The sequence below is a fragment of the uncultured Eudoraea sp. genome, assembly GCF_947260015.1.
Classification (GTDB): Bacteria; Bacteroidota; Bacteroidia; order Flavobacteriales; family Flavobacteriaceae; genus Eudoraea.
Window position 1 is genome coordinate 1 of sequence record NZ_CAMYOM010000018.1, and the last position, 26462, is coordinate 26462.

General features: G+C 36.0%; 26 protein-coding genes. 13 read left to right on the top strand and 13 right to left on the bottom strand.

Features of this window, described 5'->3' with window-relative positions:
* Window positions 1-19: 19 nt before the first annotated feature.
* From Q0X66_RS09145 to Q0X66_RS09155, 3 genes are all read left to right on the top strand, one after another.
* On the top strand, window positions 20-1372 hold the full coding sequence (locus tag Q0X66_RS09145) for a biotin/lipoyl-binding protein (protein ID WP_297705694.1): 1353 nt from the start codon (window positions 20-22) through the stop codon (window positions 1370-1372).
* 1 nt (window position 1373) lies between these two features.
* Window positions 1374-2777, top strand: a complete 1404-nt coding sequence (locus Q0X66_RS09150) for a TolC family protein (protein WP_297705562.1) — start codon at window positions 1374-1376, stop codon at window positions 2775-2777.
* A gap of 183 nt (window positions 2778-2960) precedes the next feature.
* Window positions 2961-3587: a thioredoxin family protein gene (locus Q0X66_RS09155; RefSeq protein WP_297705564.1), complete on the top strand. Its 627-nt coding sequence runs from the start codon at window positions 2961-2963 to the stop codon at window positions 3585-3587.
* On the opposite strand, the gene Q0X66_RS09160 is transcribed toward Q0X66_RS09155, so the two are convergent.
* Genes Q0X66_RS09160 through Q0X66_RS09180 form a run of 5 tightly spaced genes read right to left on the bottom strand, consistent with a single transcriptional unit; the run spans window position 3570 to window position 7038 of the window.
* Entirely contained in the window at window positions 3570-4295 is a 726-nt protein-coding gene (locus tag Q0X66_RS09160; protein WP_297705565.1) for a hypothetical protein, read from the bottom strand. The two genes, Q0X66_RS09155 and Q0X66_RS09160, sit on opposite strands and share 18 nt — an antisense overlap.
* Window positions 4296-4352: 57 nt before the next feature.
* Window positions 4353-5045 carry a tRNA pseudouridine(55) synthase TruB gene (gene truB / locus Q0X66_RS09165; RefSeq protein WP_297705567.1) on the bottom strand — a complete coding sequence of 231 codons (693 nt, stop codon included), beginning with the start codon at window positions 5043-5045 and terminating at the stop codon, window positions 4353-4355.
* A 37-nt stretch (window positions 5046-5082) separates the two neighbouring features.
* Complete coding sequence (locus Q0X66_RS09170; RefSeq protein ID WP_297705569.1) at window positions 5083-5877, bottom strand: undecaprenyl-diphosphate phosphatase; 795 nt, start codon at window positions 5875-5877, stop codon at window positions 5083-5085.
* Entirely contained in the window at window positions 5878-6150 is a 273-nt protein-coding gene (locus Q0X66_RS09175; RefSeq protein WP_297705571.1) for a DUF3098 domain-containing protein, read from the bottom strand.
* Between the two features lie 9 nt (window positions 6151-6159).
* Entirely contained in the window at window positions 6160-7038 is an 879-nt protein-coding gene (locus tag Q0X66_RS09180; protein WP_297705573.1) for a permease-like cell division protein FtsX, read from the bottom strand.
* A gap of 80 nt (window positions 7039-7118) precedes the next feature.
* On the opposite strand from Q0X66_RS09180, the gene leuS reads away from it, so the two are divergent.
* The 3 genes from leuS to Q0X66_RS09195 all read left to right on the top strand — a co-directional run bounded on the left by leuS (window position 7119) and on the right by Q0X66_RS09195 (window position 12080).
* Window positions 7119-9953, top strand: a complete 2835-nt coding sequence (gene leuS / locus Q0X66_RS09185; RefSeq protein ID WP_297705575.1) for a leucine--tRNA ligase — start codon at window positions 7119-7121, stop codon at window positions 9951-9953.
* A 229-nt stretch (window positions 9954-10182) separates the two neighbouring features.
* A complete protein-coding gene (gene ald / locus Q0X66_RS09190; RefSeq protein WP_297705577.1) occupies window positions 10183-11283 on the top strand; it encodes an alanine dehydrogenase in 1101 nt (366 codons plus the stop codon).
* A gap of 92 nt (window positions 11284-11375) precedes the next feature.
* Window positions 11376-12080, top strand: coding sequence for a zinc metallopeptidase (locus Q0X66_RS09195; protein ID WP_297705579.1), 705 nt, complete (start codon window positions 11376-11378; stop codon window positions 12078-12080).
* A 27-nt stretch (window positions 12081-12107) separates the two neighbouring features.
* Here Q0X66_RS09195 and Q0X66_RS09200 read toward each other — a convergent pair whose 3' ends face one another.
* Both Q0X66_RS09200 and Q0X66_RS09205 read right to left on the bottom strand, forming a co-directional pair.
* Entirely contained in the window at window positions 12108-12578 is a 471-nt protein-coding gene (locus Q0X66_RS09200) for an Lrp/AsnC ligand binding domain-containing protein (protein WP_297705581.1), read from the bottom strand.
* Between the two features lie 48 nt (window positions 12579-12626).
* Complete coding sequence (locus Q0X66_RS09205) at window positions 12627-14000, bottom strand: saccharopine dehydrogenase family protein (RefSeq protein ID WP_297705583.1); 1374 nt, start codon at window positions 13998-14000, stop codon at window positions 12627-12629.
* Window positions 14001-14081: 81 nt separating this feature from the next.
* Here Q0X66_RS09205 and Q0X66_RS09210 point away from each other — a divergent pair, with 81 nt between their 5' ends.
* Window positions 14082-14465, top strand: coding sequence for a DUF423 domain-containing protein (locus Q0X66_RS09210; protein WP_297705585.1), 384 nt, complete (start codon window positions 14082-14084; stop codon window positions 14463-14465).
* A gap of 92 nt (window positions 14466-14557) precedes the next feature.
* Window positions 14558-16153, top strand: a complete 1596-nt coding sequence (gene pckA, locus Q0X66_RS09215; RefSeq protein ID WP_297705587.1) for a phosphoenolpyruvate carboxykinase (ATP) — start codon at window positions 14558-14560, stop codon at window positions 16151-16153.
* Between the two features lie 40 nt (window positions 16154-16193).
* On the opposite strand, the gene Q0X66_RS09220 is transcribed toward pckA, so the two are convergent.
* Genes Q0X66_RS09220 through Q0X66_RS09230 form a run of 3 tightly spaced genes read right to left on the bottom strand, consistent with a single transcriptional unit; the run spans window position 16194 to window position 19266 of the window.
* The gene (locus Q0X66_RS09220; protein ID WP_297705589.1) at window positions 16194-16940 is read right to left on the bottom strand and encodes a uroporphyrinogen-III synthase; all 747 of its coding nucleotides are present in this window, start codon (window positions 16938-16940) and stop codon (window positions 16194-16196) included.
* 5 nt (window positions 16941-16945) lie between these two features.
* Window positions 16946-17602, bottom strand: coding sequence for a DUF4271 domain-containing protein (locus Q0X66_RS09225; protein WP_297705591.1), 657 nt, complete (start codon window positions 17600-17602; stop codon window positions 16946-16948).
* Entirely contained in the window at window positions 17602-19266 is a 1665-nt protein-coding gene (locus tag Q0X66_RS09230) for a glycosyltransferase family 39 protein (protein ID WP_297705593.1), read from the bottom strand. The genes Q0X66_RS09225 and Q0X66_RS09230 overlap by 1 nt, the downstream gene beginning before the upstream one ends.
* Window positions 19267-19399: 133 nt before the next feature.
* Here Q0X66_RS09230 and Q0X66_RS09235 point away from each other — a divergent pair, with 133 nt between their 5' ends.
* Genes Q0X66_RS09235 through Q0X66_RS09245 form a run of 3 tightly spaced genes read left to right on the top strand, consistent with a single transcriptional unit; the run spans window position 19400 to window position 21843 of the window.
* Window positions 19400-20122 (top strand): polyprenol monophosphomannose synthase, encoded by a 723-nt coding sequence (locus tag Q0X66_RS09235; RefSeq protein WP_297705595.1) that lies wholly within the window; start codon window positions 19400-19402, stop codon window positions 20120-20122.
* Between the two features lie 3 nt (window positions 20123-20125).
* Window positions 20126-21460, top strand: coding sequence for a dihydroorotase (locus tag Q0X66_RS09240; protein ID WP_297705597.1), 1335 nt, complete (start codon window positions 20126-20128; stop codon window positions 21458-21460).
* The gene (locus tag Q0X66_RS09245; RefSeq protein ID WP_297705599.1) at window positions 21460-21843 is read left to right on the top strand and encodes a DUF4296 domain-containing protein; all 384 of its coding nucleotides are present in this window, start codon (window positions 21460-21462) and stop codon (window positions 21841-21843) included. The genes Q0X66_RS09240 and Q0X66_RS09245 overlap by 1 nt, the downstream gene beginning before the upstream one ends.
* On the opposite strand, the gene Q0X66_RS09250 is transcribed toward Q0X66_RS09245, so the two are convergent.
* Window positions 21822-22841 carry an NAD-dependent epimerase/dehydratase family protein gene (locus Q0X66_RS09250; protein WP_297705600.1) on the bottom strand — a complete coding sequence of 340 codons (1020 nt, stop codon included), beginning with the start codon at window positions 22839-22841 and terminating at the stop codon, window positions 21822-21824. The two genes, Q0X66_RS09245 and Q0X66_RS09250, sit on opposite strands and share 22 nt — an antisense overlap.
* Window positions 22842-22941: 100 nt before the next feature.
* On the opposite strand from Q0X66_RS09250, the gene tyrS reads away from it, so the two are divergent.
* Together tyrS and Q0X66_RS09260 are read left to right on the top strand one after the other, a co-directional pair.
* Complete coding sequence (gene tyrS, locus Q0X66_RS09255) at window positions 22942-24240, top strand: tyrosine--tRNA ligase (protein WP_297705602.1); 1299 nt, start codon at window positions 22942-22944, stop codon at window positions 24238-24240.
* A gap of 13 nt (window positions 24241-24253) precedes the next feature.
* Window positions 24254-25012, top strand: a complete 759-nt coding sequence (locus Q0X66_RS09260; protein WP_297705604.1) for a sterol desaturase family protein — start codon at window positions 24254-24256, stop codon at window positions 25010-25012.
* 24 nt (window positions 25013-25036) lie between these two features.
* On the opposite strand, the gene Q0X66_RS09265 is transcribed toward Q0X66_RS09260, so the two are convergent.
* Both Q0X66_RS09265 and Q0X66_RS09270 read right to left on the bottom strand, forming a co-directional pair.
* Window positions 25037-26014 (bottom strand): acyl transferase, encoded by a 978-nt coding sequence (locus Q0X66_RS09265; RefSeq protein WP_297705606.1) that lies wholly within the window; start codon window positions 26012-26014, stop codon window positions 25037-25039.
* A 78-nt stretch (window positions 26015-26092) separates the two neighbouring features.
* A complete protein-coding gene (locus Q0X66_RS09270; RefSeq protein WP_297705608.1) occupies window positions 26093-26416 on the bottom strand; it encodes a T9SS type A sorting domain-containing protein in 324 nt (107 codons plus the stop codon).
* Between the last annotated feature and the right edge of the window lie 46 nt (window positions 26417-26462).

The window sequence follows — 26462 nt, forward strand, 5'->3', positions numbered from 1 at the left end:
AAAACCAAAGTTAGAAGACATGCTAAACATTTCACCTAATAAACTAAATCAGAAAGTAGATCTGAGTGTTTATACCTCTTCCCAGAAAGTTTTTCATACAAAGTATTATAAACACTTTAATCGGTTCCTATTGATATTTGCCGGTATTGCTTTGATTGTACTTTTTTTACCCTGGACACAGAATGTATCAGGAAGTGGTTTTTTAACCACCTTAAGTCCGGGTCAAAGACCTCAGACCATACAATCGCCAATTCCGGGTAGAATTGAAAAATGGTATGTGCAGGAAGGGGATTATGTAAAAAAAGGAGATACAATTCTTTTTATATCAGAGATAAAGAATGAGTATTTTGATCCCAACTTAGTAGAAAGAACCGGGCAGCAAATTAGGGCCAAATCAGGTGCTGTTACATCTTATGAAGGCAAGGTTAAAGCGCTTAACAATCAAATAGCGGCATTGAGTAGAGAAAGGGAATTAAAATTGCTTCAGGCTAAAAACAAACTTATTCAAGCTAACCTTAAAGTAGAAAGTGATAGTATCGACCTCGAAGCGGCTAAGACAAATATTACCATTGCACAAAGACAATACAATCGAGTACTTCAGCTTGAAAATGAGGGCTTAAAGGCGGTGACAGATGTAGAAGAAAAGAAGTTAAAGTTACAAGAAACTCAGGCCAAACTTATCTCACAGGAAAACAAACTTCTCGCTGCGATAAACGAAGTCATCAATGCCGAAGTGGAAATAAATAGGGTACAGGCAGAATACACCGATAAAATATCAAAAGCACAGAGTGATATGTTCACCGCACAGTCTAATCAGTTCGATTCTGAGGCTCAGGTAACTAAACTGGAAAACGAATTTACTAATTACTCTATGCGCAGTGATATGTACTTTATAAAGGCTCCTCAAAACGGGTTTATAAACAAGGCGATTAAAGCAGGAGTTGGTGAGACCTTTAAGGAAGGAGAACAATTAGTTGGTATAATGCCGGCCGATTACGACATGGCCGTCGAGACTTATGTAAGACCTATAGATCTGCCCTTAATGCATCTGGGGGAGGAGGTTAGAATACAATTTGATGGTTGGCCGGCAATTGTATTTAGCGGGTGGCCAAATGTCTCTTATGGTACTTATGGAGGAAAGGTAGTAGCCATTGAAACTTTTATAAGTGACAATGGAAAATATAGAATACTATTAGCCCCTGATCCTAATGACCATAAATGGCCAAAGGATTTAAGAGTTGGTTCGGGAGCCTATACTATAGCACTTTTAGAAGACGTACCGATTTGGTTTGAATTGTGGCGACAGCTAAATGGTTTCCCTCCTAATTACTATCAGCCGAATGGGGATATGTCTAAATCTGAGAAAAAGTAATATGAAAAAGCATTGGTTCATACTTATTCTTTTCGTTTCACTTTCATTAAACGCTCAGGGGAACGACACCCTCGTTTTAAGCTTTTATGAGTTTTTAGGATATGTAAAAAAATATCATCCTATTGCTCGTCAGGCTGAATTACAAATCGGTATTGGGCAAGCAAATCTAATGCGCTCAAGAGGAGGATTTGATCCAAAAATTGAAGTAGATTACGAAAGAAAGCAGTTTAAGGGTGTTGAGTATTATGACCGTTTTAACGCTACTTTCAAAGTCCCTACTTGGTATGGGATAGAATTAAAAGGTAACTTTCAGCAGAATGAAGGAGAATTTTTAAATCCGGATGAATTATTGCCAGAGGACGGATTGTTTAGTGCGGGAATCTCTGTTTCTGTGCTTCAGGGAATATGGATCAATGAAAGAATGGCAACCTTAAAACGGGCTAAATATTTTAAAGAACAGACTCTGGCTGATAGAGATTTATTAGTTAATGAGATTCTTTTTAAAGCGTCAGTAGCTTATTTTGATTGGTTACAGGCATACAGAAACAAAACCGTTTATGACGATTTTGTTGATAATGCCAGTTCTAGATTGGAAGGAATTAAGCGTAGTGCAGAAGCAGGTGATATTGCATCAATAGATGTTGTGGAAGCCAAAATAGCATTTCAGGATAGGCAACTTCGTCTCGAACAGGCCATGGTTGAGCTTACCAATAAGACTTTGGAGCTTTCCAATTTTTTATGGATGGAGAATAATATTCCTATAGAGTTGCAGCCAAATGTCATTCCAAATATCGATATAAACAGGGAAGTGGATATTACGCTGGAAATCATGGGAAAACCTTTGGATAGTTTTTCATTGGAAAATCACCCTAAGATTAAGTCTTTGGGGTTTAAATTGGCTGGCCTGGAGGTAGATAAGAGATTAAAAGCCAATAAACTACTGCCGAGAATTGATATTGAGTATAACTTCCTTACAGAAACACCGGGAACTCTGAGTTCTTATGATTCACAACAATATAAAGGAGGTGTTAACTTCCTATTCCCATTGTTTTTAAGAAAAGAAAGAGGGGATTTAAAATTAGCAAAGTTTAAACTAAACGATACTCAATTTGAATTGGACAATGCTGAAATCGAAATTCAAAATAAAGTTTTGGCAATCTATAATGCCTTGGATTCTTATCAGATACAGAATTCACTTATACAGAATATTGTTAGTGATTATAATACGCTTTTGGCTGCAGAAGAAAGGAAATTTGATTTTGGAGAAAGTTCGTTGTTTTTGATAATTAGCAGGGAAAGTAAACTCATTGATTCTGAACTCAAGCAAAATGAAGTACAAAACAAATTCCTTAGCACTAAAGCTAAGTTATTTAGAAGCCTCGCAATTAATCCAGAAAACTTATAGCTTTTAAATTTGAAAAAATCCTTATGAAGAAGACAAGCCGTAAATTAATTATAGGGTGCGTCTAAATTCCTCCTATCGCAGTGTGGTAATTAGTATTATTTTTGATATTAGTTGAGGAATGAAAAAAAATCAATATGAAGCAAAAAACTGTAGGTTTTTTAAACTTTAGACGACTATGTGCAAATGAATAATAGCGTAAATCACAACATAAAAGAAGAAATAATTGAATCTGCTTTAACCCGCACATATAATTACAAAGAATACCGAGACCTTATAGACGAATTGGCCTCAAAGGGTCAAACAACAGGCGCTGAACAAACAGATTCTCTTATAGACTATACGCAATTAAATAGTAAGCGTATGAAGCGATGGGATAAAACATTTAAATTGCCAGTCTCTGCAAAAAAAAGAATTGAAAAATGGGGCGAACCAGTTTTATGGCTCGTTTTAACAGAAAGTTGGTGTGGCGATGCAGCTCCTTCAATACCGGTAATGAATAAAATAGCTGAAACTTCCAATAAAATAGATTTTAAAATTTTGCTTCGGGATCAAAACCCGGAGCTCATGAATCTTTTTCGAACAAATGGAACATTGTCTATCCCCAAACTGATCATGCTTGATGAACAACGTTTGGAAGTTTTAAATTCCTGGGGTCCAAGACCCACAAAGGCAACTAAAATGGTTGAAGTTTATAAAAAAGAAAACGGGGCACTTACACCCGAATTTAAGCAAGATTTACAGCTTTGGTATAATAAAGATAAAGGGCAAAATATCCTGGATGATCTAATGGAATTACTTACTTTGAAATAGGTAGGTTATAGTTCCTTTTTGTGTAACTCTTGAGGCTGAACTAAATTTTGCCTTTAGGGCATAGGAAATGGCGTTATCAACAAGGCAGCCATTGGATGTATTAGAGCTTTTTGAATTAAAATGAGCGTCAATAACATTGCCTGAATCATCTACCTCAATATTCACCACAACTCTCCCACCCTCAATACAGGTGTAAATTGGTGGTGGAAGTAAAAAATTAGAACGATCAACTAACGAATATGAAATGGAAGTCTTCCTCTTTTCAAGCTTATTTGTGAATTCTTTTTTCTTTGCCTCAACTTCCTCTAATTGTTGTTTTTTTTCTTCTCTTTTTTTTACGAGATCCTTAAGGCTGGCTGCATACCCCGAATCTGAATTCAAAAATTCTTTGAATTCATCTTCATTCATCGAAGCTTCTTTTTCTTCTAATAGTTCTTCGAGTGTTTTTAGAGGTTCCGGTTCTTCCAGGCTGGATTTGGCTGTTTCGTTAAAAGCCATATGACTTTTTATTGGATCTGCTTTAGCTAGCTCTTCCTGCCTTTCCAACTCTTCAATTATTTTTTCAAGCTCCTCATCGGCCAAACTTATTTCAATTATATACTCTTCCTGTTCCTTAGATCCCAAGTGAATATTAAAGAGTAACAATATCACTATCGAAAGAGAGAAGAAGGTAATTATAAGAGAAAGCTGACTTCGATTCAGATCCATATTTCTATAACCAACTTTTTAATAATATATTTCACACAATACCTTATATTAAAGGAGTTAAACATTCATCACTTCTTTAAAATTTGCCGGTGTCACCGCATTATTTACGTTGTAATCGCCTATTTTGGTTCTTCTAAGGGATGATAAGTGGCCCCCGGAATTCAATGCTTTTCCGAAATCATGGGCAATAGATCTTATATATGTGCCTTTACTACATTGTATCCTGAATCGTATTTCGGGCAGATCTATATCCAAAATCTCAAATCCCAAAATTTCAACAAACCGGGCTTTGATCTCCAATTTTTTACCTTCTCTTGCATATTCATACATACGCTTTCCATCTTTTTTCAAAGCTGAGAAAACAGGAGGTTTTTGAGCGATCTGTCCAAGAAATAATTCTTTTGTCTTATGAATCAGTTCGTGGGTGATATGATTTGTTGGATATACATTATCTACCTCTGTCTCCTTGTCGTAAGAAGGGGTTGAACTGCCCAATGTTATAGTACCTTCATATTCTTTTGGCATATCTTGAAATTCATGAATTCGTTTAGTGAATTTCCCTGCACAAATAATTAAAAGTCCACTGGCGAGTGGATCTAAAGTTCCGGCATGGCCTACCTTAATTTTTTTTAATTGGAACCTTTTTCTAATTGCCCATTTTACAGCATTAACGGCCTGAAAAGAAGACCAGTTTAAAGGCTTGTCAATTAGAATAAGTTGTCCCTCTAAAAAATCTTCTTTGGTTTTCAAGACAATAATTTAAGTAAAAAAACACATAATTAAGGACTTAACCCCAAAGACCAAAACCTATGGCAATACATCCTACAATAAAACAGTATATAGCAAAGTAACTTAACTTACTTTTTTTTACTAGTTGAATCATCCAGGTACATGCTGCTAAGCCTGCTATGAAAGCAGCTATAAAACCTGCGCCCATAGCAATAGTTTGCTCACTTTGAAATTGGAGTTCTCCACCAATAATATCCTTGGCCATTTTACCTATTATAAGGGGTACAACCATTAAAAATGAAAATCGGGCTGCTTTAGTCTTATCTACTCCCAGCAATACGGAAGTGGATATTGTAGCCCCACTCCTGGAAATACCCGGTAATATGGCAATTGCCTGAGAAACGCCAATTACAAAAGCATTTAAATATGTTACTTTTTTATCAGTTTCTCTAGCCTTATCGGCTAGGTACAGGAGTAGCGCTGTAATGAGAAGCATATATCCTACAAATGCAACATTACCACCAAAAAAACCTTCCAGCTGCTCTTCAAACAGTAGTCCCACAGTTGCAGCAGGGATCATAGATATAACAATTTTTAAAGAAAATCGGGTTTCTTCGTTCCACTTAAATTGAAATAATCCTTTGATAATTTCCCATACATCTTGCCTAAAGACCACAATTGTACTTAGGGCCGTGGCAAAATGTAACACAACAGTGAACAAGAGACTTTCCTCAGGGATAGAGTTATCGCCCAATATGGCTTTCCCCAATTCCAGATGACCACTGGAAGATACGGGTAAAAATTCTGTTAATCCTTGTACGATACCAAGGATAATTGCGTCTAAGATTTCCAATTACTTGTTTTTCTTCTTATGTGGATTTAGTAAGATGGCATATACTTCAATCCCTAAACCTATAAGGACAAGTGTTGGTGCCAATCGAATTCTTCTGAAGTTATATATATCGGGGTTAAATACATTGGGGTCATCGCTACCACCTCCACTCATTAATATAAAACCAAGGGCCATACATGCGAGCCCGATAAACATAAAGAGATAATTTCTTCTCTGGAATATAAATTCAGGCTTTGGAGGTTGACCCTGTTTATTTTTTGTTTTTTGACTCATGCTGCAAATTTAATAATATAAATCATCTGTTCTGAGATTAAGAAAACGTTGGGTTGCGAAATATGTGCTTATTAATGAAATAAGTACACCTAAAATAAAAACACCAACAAAAAGGATACTCAATATCATAAAGTCCTGTAAAAGGTTTAATTCGGGGAAATTCATGTCAACATAATAGAGAACAATACCCAATGCAATGAGTGCTAATAATGAACCCAGCATTCCTAATTTAATATTTGTCCAAATAAAAGGCCTTCTGATAAACCTTTTAGTAGCGCCAACCATTTGCATTGTTTTTATAATAAAACGTTTGGAATATATGGATAGGCGTATAGAACTATTAATTAATAAAACAGCTATAAGCGTAAATATGGCACTAGCTATTAATATCCAGAAGGAAATCTTTTTTACATTATCTGTAAGCAGCGCAATAAGAGGTTTGTCATAACTTACTTCTTCCACATAGTCCTTTTTGGCCAATTCTGATGCAATTTCCTCTACTTGTTCAGTAGACACAAAATCAGCCTTTAAAGCCACATCAATTGAATTTTTTAGAGGATTATAGCCCAAAAAGTCGAGGAAGTTTTCACCAATTTCCGCGCTGTGCACCTCAGCTGCTTCTTCTTTGGAGACGTAGACAGCAGATTTGGTATAATCTGACATTACCAGGCTTTTCTGCAATTGATCAACTTCAACTTCCTTGGCATTGTCCTTTAAGAAAACTGATATTTTAATTTGTTCTTTAAAATGATCTGCTAATTTTTTGGTGTTTAGTACTAAAAGTCCTAATACACCCAATAAAAAAAGCACAAGCCCAATACTCAAAACCACTGAAAAGTAGGAAGAGATCAATTTGCGTTTTTGATAGCGTTCAAAAGATTTGCTCATAGTGGCATATGAATACGTAAAAATAGGAAAGTAAATTGAATAAACTTATTTTTGCGCGGTATCGGTTATAAACAAAAATTATGAATTATAATTTTAGGGAGATTGAGGCCAAATGGCAGGGTTATTGGGCGCAGAAAAACACATTTAAAGCGATTAATGGCTCGGAGAAGGAGAAGTATTACGTGCTGGATATGTTTCCTTACCCCTCAGGGGCCGGCCTTCATGTTGGGCATCCCTTGGGTTATATTGCCAGTGATATTTATGCCCGTTATAAAAGACATAAAGGATTTAATGTTTTGCATCCAATGGGCTATGATTCCTTTGGACTTCCGGCAGAACAATACGCCATACAAACCGGACAACACCCATCTATTACAACGGAGACTAATATAGCCAGGTACAGAGAGCAACTGGATAAACTAGGGTTCTCTTTTGACTGGAACAGGGAAGTTCGTACTTCTGACCCAAATTATTACAAATGGACACAATGGATATTTATTCAACTTTTTAATTCCTGGTACAATAAAAGCAAGGATAAAGCTGAAGAAATAGAAAAACTTATAGAAATTTTCAGAAAAGAAGGTAATACCAAAATTAATGCATCCTGTGACGAAGATACCCCGTTATTTACTGCCGCAGAATGGAATGAGCTGAATTCAAAAAAACAGGAAGAATTATTATTAAAGTACAGATTGACCTATTTAGCAGATACAGAGGTTAATTGGTGTCCTGCCCTTGGAACTGTTCTTGCAAATGATGAGATTGTCAATGGAGTGTCTGAACGTGGAGGACATCCGGTAGTACAGAAGAAAATGACCCAGTGGAGCATGCGTATTACGGCATATGCACAACGCCTGCTCGATGATTTACAAAAAGTAGATTGGCCTCAGTCTCTGAAAGACGCCCAGGCAAATTGGATTGGCAGATCTGTAGGCGCTTCGGTTACTTTTAAGACAATACCTTCGGGTAATAACAATATCTCCTATCCCATTGAGGTATTCACAACCCGTCCGGATACAATTTTCGGGGTTAGTTTTATGACTCTTGCTCCAGAGCATGAATTGGTATCAAAAATAACCACAGAAGAACAAAAAGAGGAAGTTGAGACCTACGTTCAAATCACTTCCAAACGATCAGAGCGAGATAGGTTGGCAGATGTAAAAACAATTACTGGTGTTTTTACCGGCGCATTTGCAGAACATCCTTTTACTAAAGAATCAATACCAATATGGATAGGAGATTATGTTTTAGCCGGCTACGGAACCGGAGCGGTTATGTCTGTGCCAAGTGGCGACCAACGCGATTATGATTTCGCAAAGCATTTTAATATCCGTATTCCTAATATTTTTGAGGGTATAGATATATCCGAAGAAGCATTTGCAGATAAGGAATTGACCATAATTGCAAATTCTGAATTTTTAAATGGATTAAACTATAAGCAAGCCACTAAAAAAGTAATCTCCGAACTGGAAAATATCGGTCAGGGAAGAGGGAAAGTTAACTATCGGCTTAGAGACGCAGTTTTTAGCCGCCAACGCTATTGGGGAGAACCTTTTCCGGTATATTATGTTGATAGAATGCCCAAAATGATCGATGAGGACTGTCTTCCTTTGATGCTGCCGGAAGTAGAAAAGTATTTGCCCACAGATACTGGAGAACCACCATTGGGGAATGCAACAGAATGGGCCTGGGATACACAGAAATCTAAGGTGGTAAACAATAGTTTAATTGACCATGTAAAAGTTTTCCCCTTAGAACTCAATACAATGCCTGGCTGGGCAGGGAGCTCACAATATTTTAATCGATATATGGATCCGGAAAATGATACAGAAATCTTCTCTAAGGATGCTATTAACTACTGGCAGCAGGTTGATCTGTATATTGGAGGTGTTGAACACGCTACGGGCCATTTATTGTACTCCCGTTTTTGGCAGAAATTTATGTTCGACAAGGAACTGGTTCCACATGAAGAATACGCTAAAAAATTAATTAACCAGGGAATGATTTTGGGTACAAGTGCCTTTGTGTACAGAGAAGAAGGAACAAATAAATTGATATCCAAAGGATTAATTAATGGCCTAAATGTAAGTCCATTACATGCCGATGTCTCTTTAGTTAATTCTTCGGATGAATTGGATATTGAAGCCTTTAAAAAATGGAGGACGGAGTTTAAAGATGCTGACTTTATTTTGGAAGATGGTAAATACATTGTAGGACGGGAGGTTGAAAAAATGTCCAAATCTAAATACAATGTGGTAAACCCGGATGAAATATGTGAGGAATATGGCGCAGATGCCTTACGCATGTATGAAATGTTTCTTGGGCCGCTGGAACAGGCGAAACCATGGAATACAGCTGGTATCTCAGGAGTATATGCTTTCCTAAAAAAACTATGGCGGCTTTATCATTCAGGGCCTGAAGGCGGATTTCAGATTTCGGAGAAGTCACCTTCAAAAGAAGCCCTGAAATCACTTCATAAAACAATCAAAAAAGTGGAAGAGGATATTGTAAATTTCTCATTCAATACTTCCGTAGCAACCTTTATGATTTGTGTAAATGAACTTTCCACCCAAAAATGTACCAGCAGGGAAATACTGGAGCCTCTTGCAATTTTAATCTCACCCTACGCACCTCATATTTCTGAAGAACTGTGGGAGAAGTTAGGGCATACAGAATCTGTTTCAACAGAGCCATTTCCAAAATTTAATGCAGACCACCTCATTGAAAATAGTAAAGAGTATCCAATTTCTTTTAATGGGAAAATGCGTTTTACAATCGAACTTCCCTTGGATATGGTCAAAGAAGAAATAGAATCCGCAGTTATGTCTCATGAAAAAACGAAGGCACAACTTCAGGGGCGAATCCCTAAAAAAGTTATTGTAGTTCCCGGTAAAATAGTGAATATCGTAGGCTGATGCTTATCTAAGAAGCAAAATCTTTGCTAAACAATGCTATCGCCTACCCCCCCTAAAAAACAATTAATAATATAAGAAAGCATTATTTTATAGAAAAAGCCCCTATTATTATAGGGGTACAATTTAAAAAAGGCATATTTACAGAGTTGTTACCCTACATTTTGTCGATTTTATTTCATTATCAGTATTTATTGTTACATTTTTGACATGAACTTAAAAATATAATACAATGATTATAGGTGTACCAAAAGAAATCAAGAACAATGAGAGTAGGGTAGGAATGACACCTGCCGGAGTATTTGAACTTGTTAAGTACAATCACACGGTTTACATTCAGTCCGGTGCCGGTGAAGGCAGCGGGTTTTTTGATGAGGATTATAAAAAAGCGGGGGCACTTATATTAGATACCATAGGGCAGGTTTATGCAATGGCAGAAATGATTGTTAAAGTAAAGGAACCTATAGAAAAGGAATATAATTTTATACAAAAAGGGCAGGTTATTTTTACCTACTTTCATTTCGCTTCCAGTGAAACTTTGACAAAAGCAATGATAGCGCAAAAGGCAGTTTGTATAGCCTATGAAACTGTTGAGGATAAAGACAGAACTCTTCCTTTATTGACCCCAATGTCTGAAGTAGCAGGTAGGATGGCCATACAACAAGGGGCAAAATATCTGGAGAAACCAGTAAAGGGCAGGGGAGTTTTGTTGGGTGGTGTTCCGGGGGTTCCACCCGGGAGAGTTCTGGTTTTGGGAGCTGGCATTGTCGGTACTCAGGCTGCAAAAATGGCAGCCGGCCTTGGTGCTCATGTTACCATCTTAGATGTTAATATGAAGAGACTTCGTTATATAAATGATGTGATGCCCAGCCATGTGGTAACGGAATTTTCTAATGAATTCAATATAAGAAAACATATAAAAACTCATGATCTTATTATTGGTGGTGTACTATTAAAAGGCTCCAAAGCACCTAAACTAATTACCAGGGATATGCTAAGCGATATGCGAAAAGGAACTGTAATTGTTGATGTGGCAGTAGATCAGGGTGGGTGTGTTGAGACTACGAGGCCTACCACACATGAAGACCCCATTTATATAATTGATGATGTAGTACATTATTCTGTAGCCAATATGCCTGGGGCAGTGCCTTATACCTCTACTATGGCTCTTACAAATGTAACATTGCCATATGTTCTGAAGCTTGCAAATTTAGGCTGGGAAATGGCTTGTGAAATAGACTCCTCTTTACATAAAGGGCTTAACATCGTGCACGGAGAAGTGGTTTACAAAGAGATTTTAGAAGCTTTTGATTGGACTGAGATAGCAGTATAAATGTACATTTTGTCAGTATAAAAACCCCGGCTTTGTCTTGGCCGGGTTTTTGTTATTAATTAAGTACTTTTAAAATAGCAAAAAACGAAATTATGACAATTTATTATATACTACTCGGTGCCATTGCTCTTGTAAGCTGGTTGGTAAGCAGAAAGCTAAAAAGCAAGTTTAATTATTATTCCAAAATACATTTGCGCAATGGTATGAGTGGTGCAGAAATTGCAGAACAAATGTTGAGTGATCATGGTATAAGAGATGTCAAAGTAGTCTCCACTTCTGGAATGCTTACAGATCATTATAACCCGAAAACCAAAACAGTTAATCTAAGCGAAGGGGTATATAACCAGCGCAATGCTGCCGCAGCTGCTGTTGCAGCCCATGAATGTGGACATGCAGTTCAGCATGCACAGGCCTACGAATGGCTTTCAATTCGGTCTAAATTGGTTCCTGTAGTGAGCGTTACATCGGGGATGTCTACATGGGTAGTTTTTGGAGGGCTTATATTGGCGGCTTCAACAGAAGGTGCGAGTGGCCAATTCGGGTTTTATATTGCAGTAGCAGGGCTAATTATGATGGGCTTTGCTACCTTATTTAGTTTTATCACGCTCCCTGTTGAATACGATGCCAGTAATAGGGCTTTGGCATGGTTAAAAAGGAAGAATATTGTTTCACAGGAAGAATACAAGGGTTCTGAGGATTCCTTAAAATGGGCGGCAAGAACTTATGTTGTTGCAGCAATTGGCTCTCTGGCATCTTTGGTTTACTGGGGCTTTCAGGTATTTGGTGGAAGAGATTAGTTCCTGTCCAGAATTTTTTTTGGACTGCTAAATAGTAATTTGACGGTCTATTTGTTGATCCAGAGATATAAAGGTTTCTGTCCTGGAAACACCCTCAATCTGCTGAATTTTTTTGTTTAACAAATACATAAGATGTTCATTGTCTTTGCATAAAACTTTGATAAGGATAGACCAATTACCAGTAGTATAATGGCATTCCAGAACTTCAGGTATTTTCTCCAATTGCTTCACAGCTATCGGATTACTCATGGCCTTATCCAGGAAAATACCAATATACGCCATGGTCGTATAACCCAAAACTTTTGGATTCACAATGAATTTAGATCCGGAAATAAGACCGGATTTTTCCAGTTTTCGAAGTCTTTGATGAATAGCAGCTCCTGAGATTCCAATATTTCTGGCAATTTCTAATATTGGCTTTCTTGCATCCTCCATAAGGAACCTTAGGATTTTCTTATCAATCCCATCAATTTTTACATTTTCATTACCAGTTTTCATGTACGAGCTTTCATATAATGACTAAAGATACCAAATTAGTTTCAAATGCTAACCTGCCACAGAATCAGGATTATACCCTAAATAAGGCACATTATACTCCTTAAACACTACGCCATAGGTGGCTAACTCCTTTAAGATAGGCTCATATACTTCCTTTGAAATAGGAATCTGTACCCCCGGAGTTGAGATTTTTTTGTTAAGTATCAGTAAGGTCGCAATAGCCACAGGCAAACCAACAGTTTTGGCCATTGCAGTATGAGTATGGTTTTCGCCAATAACCACCATATTAGCATCAAGCTGTTGTTTTTCCCCATTCATTTCATATCCAAATTTATGGTACATTACTATCATATCTTTATCGTCTTGCTCCATGGTCCAACTGTCTTCCAATACTTTTTGCAACATCTGAGCGGGGGAAGCATTTTTTATAGAAATAGTTTTTTTTGAATCAAACAAATTTAATTCCAGCAGTTTACCCCACATGATATCGTCCTGATCAATTTTTAGGTAGTGTCTGAGTTTAAGTTCAACAGAATCAGTTGGTGAATAGGGAAGAAAAAGATTAGTAAATTCCCTGTAGGACATACCTTCAGAATTTTCTATAGTATAACTATCATCTGTCATACCTAATTGAACAAACATATTCCAGGCTTTTGAGAATCCAATACGTCTCATAGTGCCCCTGTAAAGAGTTAGGGCTTCATTCAGGCCATAGGCTTCCCTATAATTTAAAGAATCTCTATTTGCATAGGCTTCGAATGCTCCATACCCTTCTATATTCATGAATTCTGTCCTTCTGAAAAGTTTATGATAGGGTATATATTTATAGGTGCCCTCCTGTATAAATTTTGCAGCTCCCCCTTGTCCGGCAATTACAACATTTCTTGGATTCCAGGTAATTTTGTAATTCCATAGATTATTATCACTTTCAGGGGCAACAAGGCCACCTGTAAAAGATTCAAATAGCAACATTTTACCGCCCTTGTCCCTTATTTTATTAATAAGTTGCATGGCGCTCATATGGTCTATACCAGGGTCTAAACCAATTTCATTCATAAAAATTAATTTGTTTTTTTTAGCTGCAGCATCTAATGCTTTAATTTCTTTGCTTACATAGGATGCAGTAACCAAATGTTTTTTAAAACGAATGCAATCTTCGGCCACTTTTATGTGAAAGCGTGCCGGAAGCATAGAAATAACAATATCTGAGTTTTTAATAGCCATCCCTCTTTCATCATCCTTTAAAATATCCAACTTTATAACTTTACACGAAGGATGGTTTTTTATTTCATCAGGAATTATGTCGGTATTGAGATCGCCAATAGTTAATTGTAGTTTTTCTGAATCTGCTTTTTCCAGAAAGTAATCCAATAAATACGAGGTAGATTTACCCGCCCCTATGACTAGTATTTTTCGTGACATTAAATTTATTTTCTGTTCGAAGTATTGCTGGGACTAAGGTATCAAATTGTTACATTTGTCAAAAATATGGTCATTTAAGTTATGAACAAAACAATTTTCTGTACAGGAGTTTTCTTTGGAGTATTGGCCGTGGTTTTAGGTGCTTTTGGGGCTCATGGGCTGGGGAATCTCTTATCTTCAGGTGAGATAGAAACTTTTAAGACCGGAGTGACCTATCAAATGTATCACGCCCTATTATTACTTATCCTTGGCAATGTGAAAAGCATTCCCGAAGAAAAGAAGAAACTGGTTTATTATTTCATTGTTTCAGGGATAGTTTTTTTCTCATTTTCCATTTATTTGCTGGCTACCAACAGCCTCACAGGCTTTGATTTTACCACGATAGGCTTTATTACTCCAATTGGTGGGCTTCTTTTGATTTTGGGATGGTTATTTTTGGGCTATCGTGCTTATAGAAAATTCTAATAATCAAGGAGAATTGCTTAAATGAATGATCGACGATTTGATATGTTTTTAGCAACTAGAACACAATATAAATGACAATAAAGAGCATTTCAATGAATTCAATTTCGTTAAAAGAGTACGGGCTGGAAACCAATCGGATATTTTACCAATTAGATCCTGAACAACTTCATCAGATTACCCTTGAACGAGGAATGGGCAAGGTGGCATCAAACGGAGCCTTGGCCGTTAACACCGGTGAGTTCACCGGGCGTTCTCCAATGGATCGTTTTATTGTTAAAGACAATATAACAGCGGACAAAGTCTGGTGGGGGAATATAAATATTCCCTTCTCCCCCGAGAAGTTTAATTCGCTTTATATTAAGGTGATCACTTACTTAAAGGACAAGGATCTATTTGTAAGGGACTGTCATGCCTGTGCAGATATTAATTATCAATTAAATTTAAGGGTTATTAATGAATACCCCTGGTCCAATTTATTTGCATATAATATGTTTCTTAGGCCCCAGGAAAAGGAATTAGCGAATTTTGAGCCGGAATGGACTGTAATAAATGCACCTGGGTTTAGGGCAGATAGTGTGGTTGATGGTACGAGACAACACAATTTTGCTATTCTGAATTTTACCCGAAAAATTGCTTTAATAGGGGGTACAGGTTATACTGGAGAGATTAAGAAAGGAATTTTCTCTGCTTTAAACTTTATCCTCCCTTTATATAAAAATACTTTACCTATGCATTGTTCGGCCAATGTTGGGGAAGATGGAGATACGGCCCTGTTTTTTGGACTTTCAGGTACCGGTAAGACAACTTTGTCTACAGATCCATTTAGAAAATTGATTGGAGATGATGAACATGGCTGGACCGAAGAAAATACAGTTTTTAATTTTGAAGGTGGTTGTTATGCCAAGGTGATTAATCTTAGTGCCGAAAAGGAACCCGAGATTTATGCAGCTATTAAAAAAGGGGCAATTTTGGAAAACGTTATTTTGGATTCAAGAGGAAATGTCGATTATGAAAACACGTCAATAACTCAAAACACCCGGGTAAGTTATCCTATTGATCATATTTCCAATATAAAAATACCTTCAATTGGAGAAGACCCTAAAAACATTTTTTTCCTTACAGCGGATGCCTTTGGAGTGTTACCCCCTATATCAAAATTAACTCCAAGCCAGGCTGCATATCATTTTATGTCCGGATATACCGCTAAGGTGGCCGGGACAGAGGCAGGGGTAGTAGAACCTATACCTTCATTCTCCGCTTGTTTCGGAGCGCCGTTCATGCCTTTGCATCCTGCAGAATACGCAGAAGTATTAAGCAGAAAAATGAAAGAATCTCAGGTTAATGTTTGGTTAGTTAACACCGGATGGACGGGTGGGCCATATGGGGTTGGAACGCGAATGAAATTAGCATACACAAGAGCCATGATTCGCGCTGCACTAGATGGCGAATTAGGGTTATATACCTATGATGCCTACCATATTCATTCTGTTTTTGGTGTAGCACAACCACGAACTTGTCCGGGTGTCCCTACTGATGTTTTGAGCCCGAGAGCAACCTGGAATAACGATAAAGCGTATTATGATACTGCATTTAAACTTTCCAATGCTTTTCGTGAGAATTTTAAAAAATTCGAGGCTTATGCCAGTGAAGAAATAAGGAGAGGGGGACCCCAGCGTTATAATTACTAATCAAAAAGGTCTCAGTAAATGAGACCTTTTTGTTGAGATTTTATTTTTTATTGACACTGGTTATGTACTTCTGTAAAGCCATTGTCATCGATGGATTTTCCGGTGTCGGAGCTTTTATATCAATTCGCAGGCTGGCTTTAGTTGCTGCTAAAACGGTTGAATTTCCAAATACTGCTATTCTCGTATCTTTTTGCTCAAAGTCAGGAAAATTTTTAAGTAATGATTCTATACCTGATGGGCTAAAAAATACCAGAACATCGTAATAGACATTTCTTAAATCCGAGAGATCGCTTATAACAGTTTTATAGAAAATACCTCGATCCCAGTTAATACCCAGTTCATTTAAGGCATCGGGAATAGATGGTTTTAAAACATCTGACGAGGGCAGTAAATAAGATTCCTCTTTATATTTTTTAAATAAGTGAAGTAATTCACTAAAATTTCTTTTGCCTACATAAATTTTTCGTTTCCTGTAAACAACATATTTCTGGAGATAAAAAGCTACTGCCTCAGATTGGCAGAAATATTTCATGGTATCCGGAACTTTAAAACGCATTTCTTCAGCTATTCTAAAGAAATGATCAACAGAATTTCTGCTGGTAAGGATTATAGCGGAATAATTTATAAGATCAATCTTTTGCTGCCTTACGCTTTTGGCGTCTACTTCTTCAACATGTATGAAAGGCCTAAAGTCTACCTTTACTTTTTCCTTTTCAATTAGCCTCAGGTATGGAGAATTTTCCATTTTTGGTTCTGGTTGAGACACCAAAATCGTTTTTACCTTCATGTATCTTAATCTTTTAGATAATTTGCAATGATTATAAAGGGTGCAATTTCGAGAGCGCAAAGGTACAAAATAAAATAGAAAAAGTAGCTTGAGATTAATTTTTGATAGTTTTTTATAATAGTTATCCAGCCAATAACATTTACCACTACTATTAGAAAAATGCTAACAAACACTACTGTTTTCGAATCTTTAAGTACATAAGCAATGATAATATTGGCCGCTAACATGATGATACTGCTGTAGTTAAGGTAGGAAAGCTTTTTAAAAATGAATTCGGATATTATCTTATTATTATTAAAGACAAATCCACCCCCCATTTGCACAAATATTTTACCAAATAAAAACAAGAATAAAAACCCTAGAATAATTAAAAAAATAACAGGATATAGGTCACTTCCTGAATTGGATAAAATAGTTGACGACAAATAGATGAAGAGTGAAAAATTTAGAAGTTGGAATATTGTAAAAAAGATATTGAACCAATTTAATAGTTTATCCTTTTTATTGTACATAAAAATATACTTGTTATTAAAAGGGAGTATAATAAAATTTAAAAACCTGTTGTAAAATAAATTCTTAGCAATAACCAAAAACAGTATACTGGAAAAGATAATTACTGTTATCCAATCTATATTATTGATTACTCTTTGAACAGGCTCCATTATGGCAATTTAATGTTTTCCCCATTTAAACCCCAATAAAGTCCGTTTTCAGAAATACTTATCTGAAAATAGTACGCATCATTTATCTTCGGTTCTGGTATTGATAGATTAAAGCTCGTTGTATCTTTGGATTTAAGCACATTTATCCCTTCTTGAGATGGGCTGGCTTGAATTTTTTGAACCTCTCTGAAGTTTTTGTATTTGTTCAGAAATACCACCCCAAATTCCAATTTAGATATTTCTATAGCAGTCATGTATGGATTGTATATTTTAAAGTTTAAATGCCCGTCTTCCAATAATTCACCAGAGGTATCAATAATAGTTCTCAACTTTCTAAAAGATTCAAAATTCTCTATATAGACACCATAATATGGAACCCCTTTTGCATCGTAATAGGAGATGTCTCCCTCTTCTAAAAATTTGGAGATATAAATTATTTTTTGACCTTGTACCTGATCTTCAGACTCATCAATCGAAAACTGGTTTGGCCTGTACCAGATATTGTTTATTGAATAGGAGGTATTACCTGAATAGAAAGTATACATGGATGCGTCGGTATAGGAATTTTCGAAAACTACAGGAATTGTCCCAACTTTTGATCTTATTTCGTTTACCCAATCTTTATTTCCATGTGTTTCATAAACTATGGGAAAAAGAGGAGCATAAATCAAACCTATTCTGAGGAAAATTAAAATTATGATATTAGATGTACCAAGAATAAAGATCCATTTTCTGGTAATTCTATCCTGCAATATTTGATTGTATACCACTACAATCATTGGAATACAAATAACAACTAACCATTGTGTTTGAATGCGTCTGTTAAAACTGGAAATAAAAAAGAATGCAATTATTCCATAAATTAAATACAAAAGGGCTTTGTTAAATGTATCGGATTTTTTTGTTTTTAATAAAGCTCTGTATATCCATGGAAATGTTAAGCCGAAAAGTACAATCAGGTTAACAAAAAACCCAAAAGTAAAATCGCCAAATTCGTAGGCCCTGTTTGGCCTTTCAAATAAATGATACTTAATAGAAACAAAGTCATTATCAATTAACCATATAAAATGGGGGGTATAGCACATTAGGGCAATTAATACAGAAAGCCAGGCATATTTGTTAAAGACGAGGCGTAGATTAGATATCAATACTAACAGTATTACCAGAACAGCATTGTACTTACTGTACATTAGTGCAGCCATGACAAGTCCCAAAAGAACCGATAAACCAATGGAAGGGGACTTTAAAAACTTCTTATATATCAATAAAAATAGCGCGGTAAAGAAAAGTAATGGTGTATCGGGTAGTGTTAAGAATCCATAGGCATTAATAAGGGTCATTGAGAAAATCAATATAAAATAATGAAGTATATATTTATTCTTTCTATGGTCATCTATTAAAAACCAAAGGACTATATAGGTGCAAGCAGAAAGAATAATGCTTATAAAGCGAACTCCTAGTTCTCCATTAAAAAACAGGCTGCTTAACTTGACGGTCAAAGCAACCATTGGTGGATGATCAAAGTAGCCCCAGGCCATATGCTGAGCATAATACCAATAGTAAGCTTCGTCAAAAATTAGCTCAGTAAAATTACCTTGTAATAGGTTTATTATAAAAATTGCCGCTAATAAATATAGGAAAATTCCAGGTAGTTTAAGTTTCATTAGGGTTGCCGATTCTCTTCAAAATTACAAATAATAGCACTAATTAATTCCTTTAAAGAAACGATAAAATTACTTTTGTATTTTCTGCCAGACCTTTTAAAGTAGTATTTTTGTCAAAATTACCAAAAGGCAAATGACAGATAGCTTAGTAATAATTCCAACGTTTAATGAAATTGAGAATATTGAAGCTATTATAGATGCTGTTTTTCAACTTAAAAAAGAATTTGATGTTTTAATTGTTGATGATAATTCCCCGGATGGTACTGCAAATAAGGTCATTGAATTACAAAATAAATTTCCTAAGCACTTGTTTCTCGAAGTAAGAAAAGGTAAATCTGGTTTAGGGACTGCTTATATTCATGGTTTTAAATGGGCATTGGCGAGAAAATACGAATACATTTTTGAAATGGATGCCGATTTTTCTCATAGACCATCAGACTTACTACGATTATACAGAGCGTGCCTTAATGGTGCAGATGTGGCCATTGGGTCGCGTTATAAAAAAGGAGTAAATGTAGTTAATTGGCCACTTTACAGGGTTTTATTGTCCTATGGAGCTTCTTTTTATGTAAAATTAATTACTGGAATGCGAATTCATGATCCTACGGCAGGCTTTGTCTGCTATAATAGGAGCGTTTTAGAGGCGATAAACCTGGATACCATAAAATTTGTGGGATATGCTTTTCAGATAGAAATGAAATTTAGGGCATCCCTTAAAAAATTTAAAATTGAAGAAGTCTCCATCATTTTTACAGATCGGGAGGAAGGCAAATCTAAAATGAGTTCTTCAATTATCTGGGAAGCAATATTTGGTGTTATCACAATGAAATTTAGAAGTTTATTTACTAAAGATTAAGTTATGGGTAAAACACTCATTAAAAATGCTGTTATCATAAATGAAGGGGTAAGATTTGAGTCGGATATTTTAATTCAAGATGAGATTATCACAAAAATTGGCAGTAATCTTTCTACGAATGAAGCGGAAATTCTAGATGCAGCCGGGAGTTTTGTTTTACCCGGAATAATAGATGATCAGGTACATTTTAGAGAGCCCGGACTTACCCATAAGGGGGATATAGCTTCAGAAAGCAGGGCGGCCATTGCAGGAGGAATAACCTCTTATATGGAACAACCTAATACGAATCCGCAAACTACTACTATAGAAAGATTGGAGCAAAAATTTGAATTAGCTTCCAGGACATCATACGCTAATTATTCCTTTTTATTTGGCGGCACAAATGACAACCTTGAGGAAATAAAAAAACTTGATAAGTATGCTTGTTCTGGCATAAAATTATTTCTGGGATCTTCTACTGGAAATATGTTGGTGGATAATGAAGAAGTCCTGGAGCGAATATTTAAAAATACAGAACTGGTTATTTCGGTGCATTGTGAAGATGAAAAAACCATTAGAGAAAACACGCAGAAATATAGAGCCCAATATGGCGATGATATTCCTGTGGAATTACATCCATTAATACGAACTGAACAGGCTTGTTACCTTTCTTCATCCAGAGCGATTGCCCTTGCAGAGAGGACTGGAGCCAGATTACACGTTTTTCATGTGTCGACAGGCAAAGAGACCCATCTTTTTAGAAATGACATTCCATTAGAACAAAAAAAGATCACGGCAGAAGTATGTATTCATCACCTTTGGTTTTCAGACAAAGATTATTCGGAAAAGGGAACCCTGATTAAATGGAATCCTGCTATTAAAACCTCTGCAGACAGAGATCAATTATGGCAAGCACTACTGGATGATAGAATTGATGTTGTGGCAACAGATCATGCTCCACATACCTTGGAAGAAAAGAAGAACAATTATATGAAGGCACCCTCTGGAGGTCCCCTCGTTCAGCATGGATTAATGGCTATGCTGGAAAAATCTTTGGAAGGAAAAATTACCATAGAGAAAGTTGTTGAAAAAATGTGCCACAATCCTGCTAAATTGTTTCAAATTGAGAAAAGGGGTTATATAAAGGAGGGCTATTATGCAGATTTGGCAATAGTAGATATGAACTTACCCTGGACGGTTGATAAAAACAATATTATTTATAAATGTGCATGGTCACCTTTTGATGGTAATAGGTTTAGGACAAAAGTGACTCACACTTTTGTAAATGGACATTTGGCCTATGATCAAGGACAATTTTCCAGTTTAAGGAATGCTAAAAGACTTACTTTTGATAGATAATGATGCGTAAAATATTCCTCATAATACAATTTATTGTTTTTATCTCTTGTGGAGAGGAGGTAATAGAAAAGCCCGTTAATCTTATTTCTAAAGAGAAAATGATTGATGTCCTTTACGATATGGCTATTATAAATTCAGCTAAGGCTACCAAGCCCCAGGAATTGGAAAATAGGAATTTTGTTCCCATGCAATTTATTTACGACAAATATGATATTGACAGTATACAATTTATATCAAGTGATCTATACTATGCTTCACTACCCTTGGAATATGAAGATATTTACAGAAAAATAGAAAATAGGATTAAAATAGAAAAAGAGTATTTTGAAAAAGTGAAAGAGGAAAAAATGAACAGTCTTAATCAGGACAAAGTTGTGAAATGAGTTTCCAGATATTTTTCACATGAATAATTTACACATGATTGTATTAATTCATATTCCATATTGAGTGCTTCGTTTACTTTTGAATTGTCATATTTTTGTGGATAACGTAAAGATTCTAGCCCTTTTTTAGTCAACTTCCTTTTTTTAGATGTAAACCTATTTAAAGCCCATTCCACTCTCCAGAAAACTTCTAATTGCCAAAATTTCAGACCTATCTTGGGGGTTGGTCTGTTTAACCCGAGCGAGATTGTCCCCAAAATACTTTTATAGGACAAATTTTCTGCTACAGCAATAAAGCGCTCATTTTTAATGGGAGAATCCATAAGTTGAACCATTATTTTAACGACATCACCCACTGAAATAAATCCTGTACCACCCGGAAAGTAAAAGCGCATACCCTTTGCAGCCGTTTTAAAAAGTAACCCACTACCACTTTCCCAATATCCGGGACCCAGGATAAAACCAGGATTAACGATTACCGTAGAGAGACCTTCCTGAGCACCTCTCCAAACTTCCATTTCGGCAAAGTGTTTTGAAGTTGCATATACATTTGCATAGGTGTCATTCCATTCATTTTCTTCATTGACCAGTTCACCTGTAGTAGATTTACCTATTGTTGCAATAGAACTGACATAACACAATTTTTTGATATTCTTATCAATACATAGATTTACAATATTCTCCGTACCTCTCTTATTTATTTTTTGTAACGACTTAAAATCGCCGGGGTCAAATGAAATTAAGGCTGCACAATGATAAACCAGAGTAACTTCTTTAAATGCCAATTCAAGAGCAGGGATATCGTTAATATCAGCTTCTATCCATTGAATCTTATTAAATAATACCTCAGAATTATCATGATAATAAGAGAATATCTCCTTTACTTTTTGGATATCGCTATTTTTTCGATGAATTGCCTTGACAGATGCCCCCTGAGTGAGCAAATTCAGTAATAGATGGGACCCAACAAGCCCAGTTCCTCCTGTGACTAAAACCATGGGCCTAATTTACTCATTTCGGTTGGATAAATTTGTTCAGTGAGTCAAGCTGCTGGCTATTTCTATTATATTTGCAGCAACTATATTAATAGATTACAAAATGACTTCAAACTTTGTTTCGGAACTAAAATGGAGGGGAATGGTACACGATGCTATGCCGGGAACCGAAGAGCATTTATTAACCGGGATGCAATCTGCCTATGTTGGGATAGACCCAACCGCAAATTCACTTCATATTGGTCATTTGGTGAGTGTAATGATGCTAAGACACTTTCAGCTCGCAGGACATAAACCCTACGCTCTCATTGGTGGAGCAACAGGGATGATAGGCGATCCTTCCGGCAAATCAACTGAGAGAAATTTATTGGACGAAACTACGTTGCGATTAAATCAGGAGGCAATTAAGGAGCAATTGTCCCGCTTTCTTGATTTTGATAGCCTGGGAGAAAATTCTGCGGTACTGGTTAACAACTATGATTGGATGAAAGATTTCACCTTTCTGGATTTTATTCGTGATGTTGGGAAACACATTACAGTAAACTATATGATGGCCAAAGAATCTGTCAAGAAAAGGCTTTCACCAGATGAAAAAGAAGGTATGTCTTTTACTGAGTTTACATATCAGCTTGTTCAGGGGTATGATTTTTTATATCTGTTTCAGAATTATAATTGTACACTTCAAATGGGTGGGAGTGACCAATGGGGAAATATTACGACCGGAACAGAACTAATTCGCAGAATTGGAGGGGGTAAAGGATATGCACTCACTTGTCCTCTCATTACTAAGGCCGACGGAACTAAATTTGGAAAAACTGAGGGAGGTAATATCTGGTTGGACGCGCATAGAACCTCGCCTTATAAATTCTATCAGTATTGGCTAAATACATCAGATGAAGATGCAGAAAAATACATTAAAATCTTTACTTTTTTGTCTAAAAATGAAATTGAAGATTTGATTATAGAACAGTCTCAGGCACCACATTTAAGAATACTGCAAAAACGCCTGGCGCAAGAAATTTCCATTCTGGTTCATTCCAAAGAAGAATACGAAAATGCAGTGATTGCTAGTGCTATTCTTTTTGGAAAATCAACTTCTACAGATCTTAGGAGCTTAGATGAGAATACTTTTTTAGATGTTTTTATCGGAGTCCCTCAAGCAGAAATTTCCAAATCTGAAATGGACAACGGATTGGATATGATTGCAGCATTGGCTGCCAAAACAGGGTTTTTAGGTTCTAATGGTGAAGCGCGGAGGGAACTAAAGCAAAATGCTATTTCCGTTAATAAGGAAAAGGTAAAAGAAGATTATTTGATAACGGAAACAGATTTGATAAACAACAAATATGTTTTACTTCAGCGTGGTAAAAAGAATTATTTTATCCTGGTTGTAAAATCATAACTTGGGAATATAAATGGAGGAAATTAACTTTTTTGACTTCAGTGCAGTACTGCTTTTAACCTTTGTTCTGTTTCTGATTATATTTATTCGCTTTTTGATTGTGTCAGGAGCATATCATTATGCATTTTTCTTTTTGTTCCGAAAAAGATTTGATAAAAGGATATTAGATCATACTGCATTAAAGAAGAAGCAATTATACAAGGAATTGTATTGGTCGGCAATAAGCGGGTTGATTTTTGCGATTTTTGGAATATTGATATATTTTTTATGGTCTAAAGGGGTTACGGCAATCTATGTGGATTTAAACGCCTACTCATTGTGGTATTTGCCAATTAGTGTATTATTAACACTATTTATTCAGGACACTTATTATTATTGGATACACCGTTGGATGCACAAGCCATCTGTCTATAGGTATTTTCATAAGATTCATCATAAAAGTGTACACACTTCAGTATTAACCTCTTTCTCATTTCATCCGTTGGAGACAGTGTTACAGGCTATTATTCTTCCCTTAATAGTTTTGTTTATACCTATGCATTATTACGCCTTACTTTTTATGCTATTGATCATGACTATTTCAGCAACAATTAATCATGCCGGAGTTGAAATATACCCTTCAGGAAAATATGGAAAGTGGTTTGGACATTGGATCATTGGCGCTACTCATCACGATCAGCATCACAGAAAGTTTAATTATAACTTTGGGCTATACTTTACATTTTGGGATAAGTGGATGGGAACAGAAAGTCCTGAAAGTATTGGAAAGTGATTTGAGTAATTTTTATCCACGAAACTAAAGCACCATTAAATTGCAACCGCGAACGTCTGAATGATCAAACCTGCCTAATACTTCAAAACTTCCATCTTTATAAACCCTGCCAAGATCTTGGGTTGCAATAAACGAACAGGAATAAATATTGGCGAGATCTATTATGTTTATACCTCCTATTTTGCCAAAAGGTTCAGTTGTCAAAGGATCTTCTGTTTCGCGGATAGAGACGGACATCCAGGGAGGACAATTGAAAATTCCGTTAGCCTTGGAATAAGCCTGAGAAAGAAGTTCAGTCATGCCGTATTCCGAGTGAACGGCATCAAGGCAAAAGCTATTTTTAAGGATACTATGTAACTCATCACGCACCAATTCAGTTCTCCTCCCTTTCATCCCACCTGTTTCCATAAAAATGGTATTTTTTAGATTCAATGAATGATTTTCAGAAAAGTCTATCAAAGCATATGAAACACCAATAAGGATAGCTTTACCAGCAGATTGATCTACGCTTTCAAGAGTCTTTAATAAATCGGATTTGTTATCCAGATAAAATCCACTCTTCGGATTCCCACTTTTCTTAATAAGGTCTTTTACCATATAGATAAGTGAAGAGCCCTCACGTTCCATATATGAAGGTAATAATGCCAACACACAATAATCTTCAATATTCCCATAGAAATATTCAAAGGTTTTCAAATAACTTTTTACATAAATAGCCAGTCTGGCCACATAGTGTTTGCTAACAAGTTGTCCCGTTGTCCCGCTACTTTCAAAAACGATCTGTGGTTTTTGGTTCTTAGCCAGCACCTTTTTGGATTTGAAAAATTCAATTGGTAAATATGGAATATCTTCTACTGCATTTACGTTGGACTTAGTTTTACCCAAATAATTGCAAAACTTCTGGTAAACAGGATTGTTGTCATATTGAAAATTAAAAATTTCCAATGTAAGCTTGTTGAACTGAGATGAGGTTTTAATCTCAAAAATTCTATTGATATCCATATCGACTTGAAGACTACAAAAATAGTTAAAATAAAAAAGGCTCCTCCCGGGAGCACAATTATGGATATATGTGAAATGTTATTTTACAACCAGTTTTCTGGTCATCGTTTTGTTATTCTCTACTACCTGAATTACATAAACACCTGGTGAAAGCCGTCCTATATTGAGCATATGTGTTGAAATCCGATCCCGAAGTACTATTTTACCAAAGACATCGTATACCGTTATATCTTTACTCTGATTATTTAAAGTTTTAATGTAAACTATACCACCAATAGCCGGATTTGGATAAAGCGTAAAATTAGAAGATTCTTGATCCTTTTCATCTATAGCCGGAACCTTTTCCTGTCCGGAAAGTGCTAGAGTAAAGACCAGTAAAAAGAATAAGTAGGCTTTTTGCATCAACATTGATTTGGGATCAACTAAGTAAATATAGGATAATAGCGTT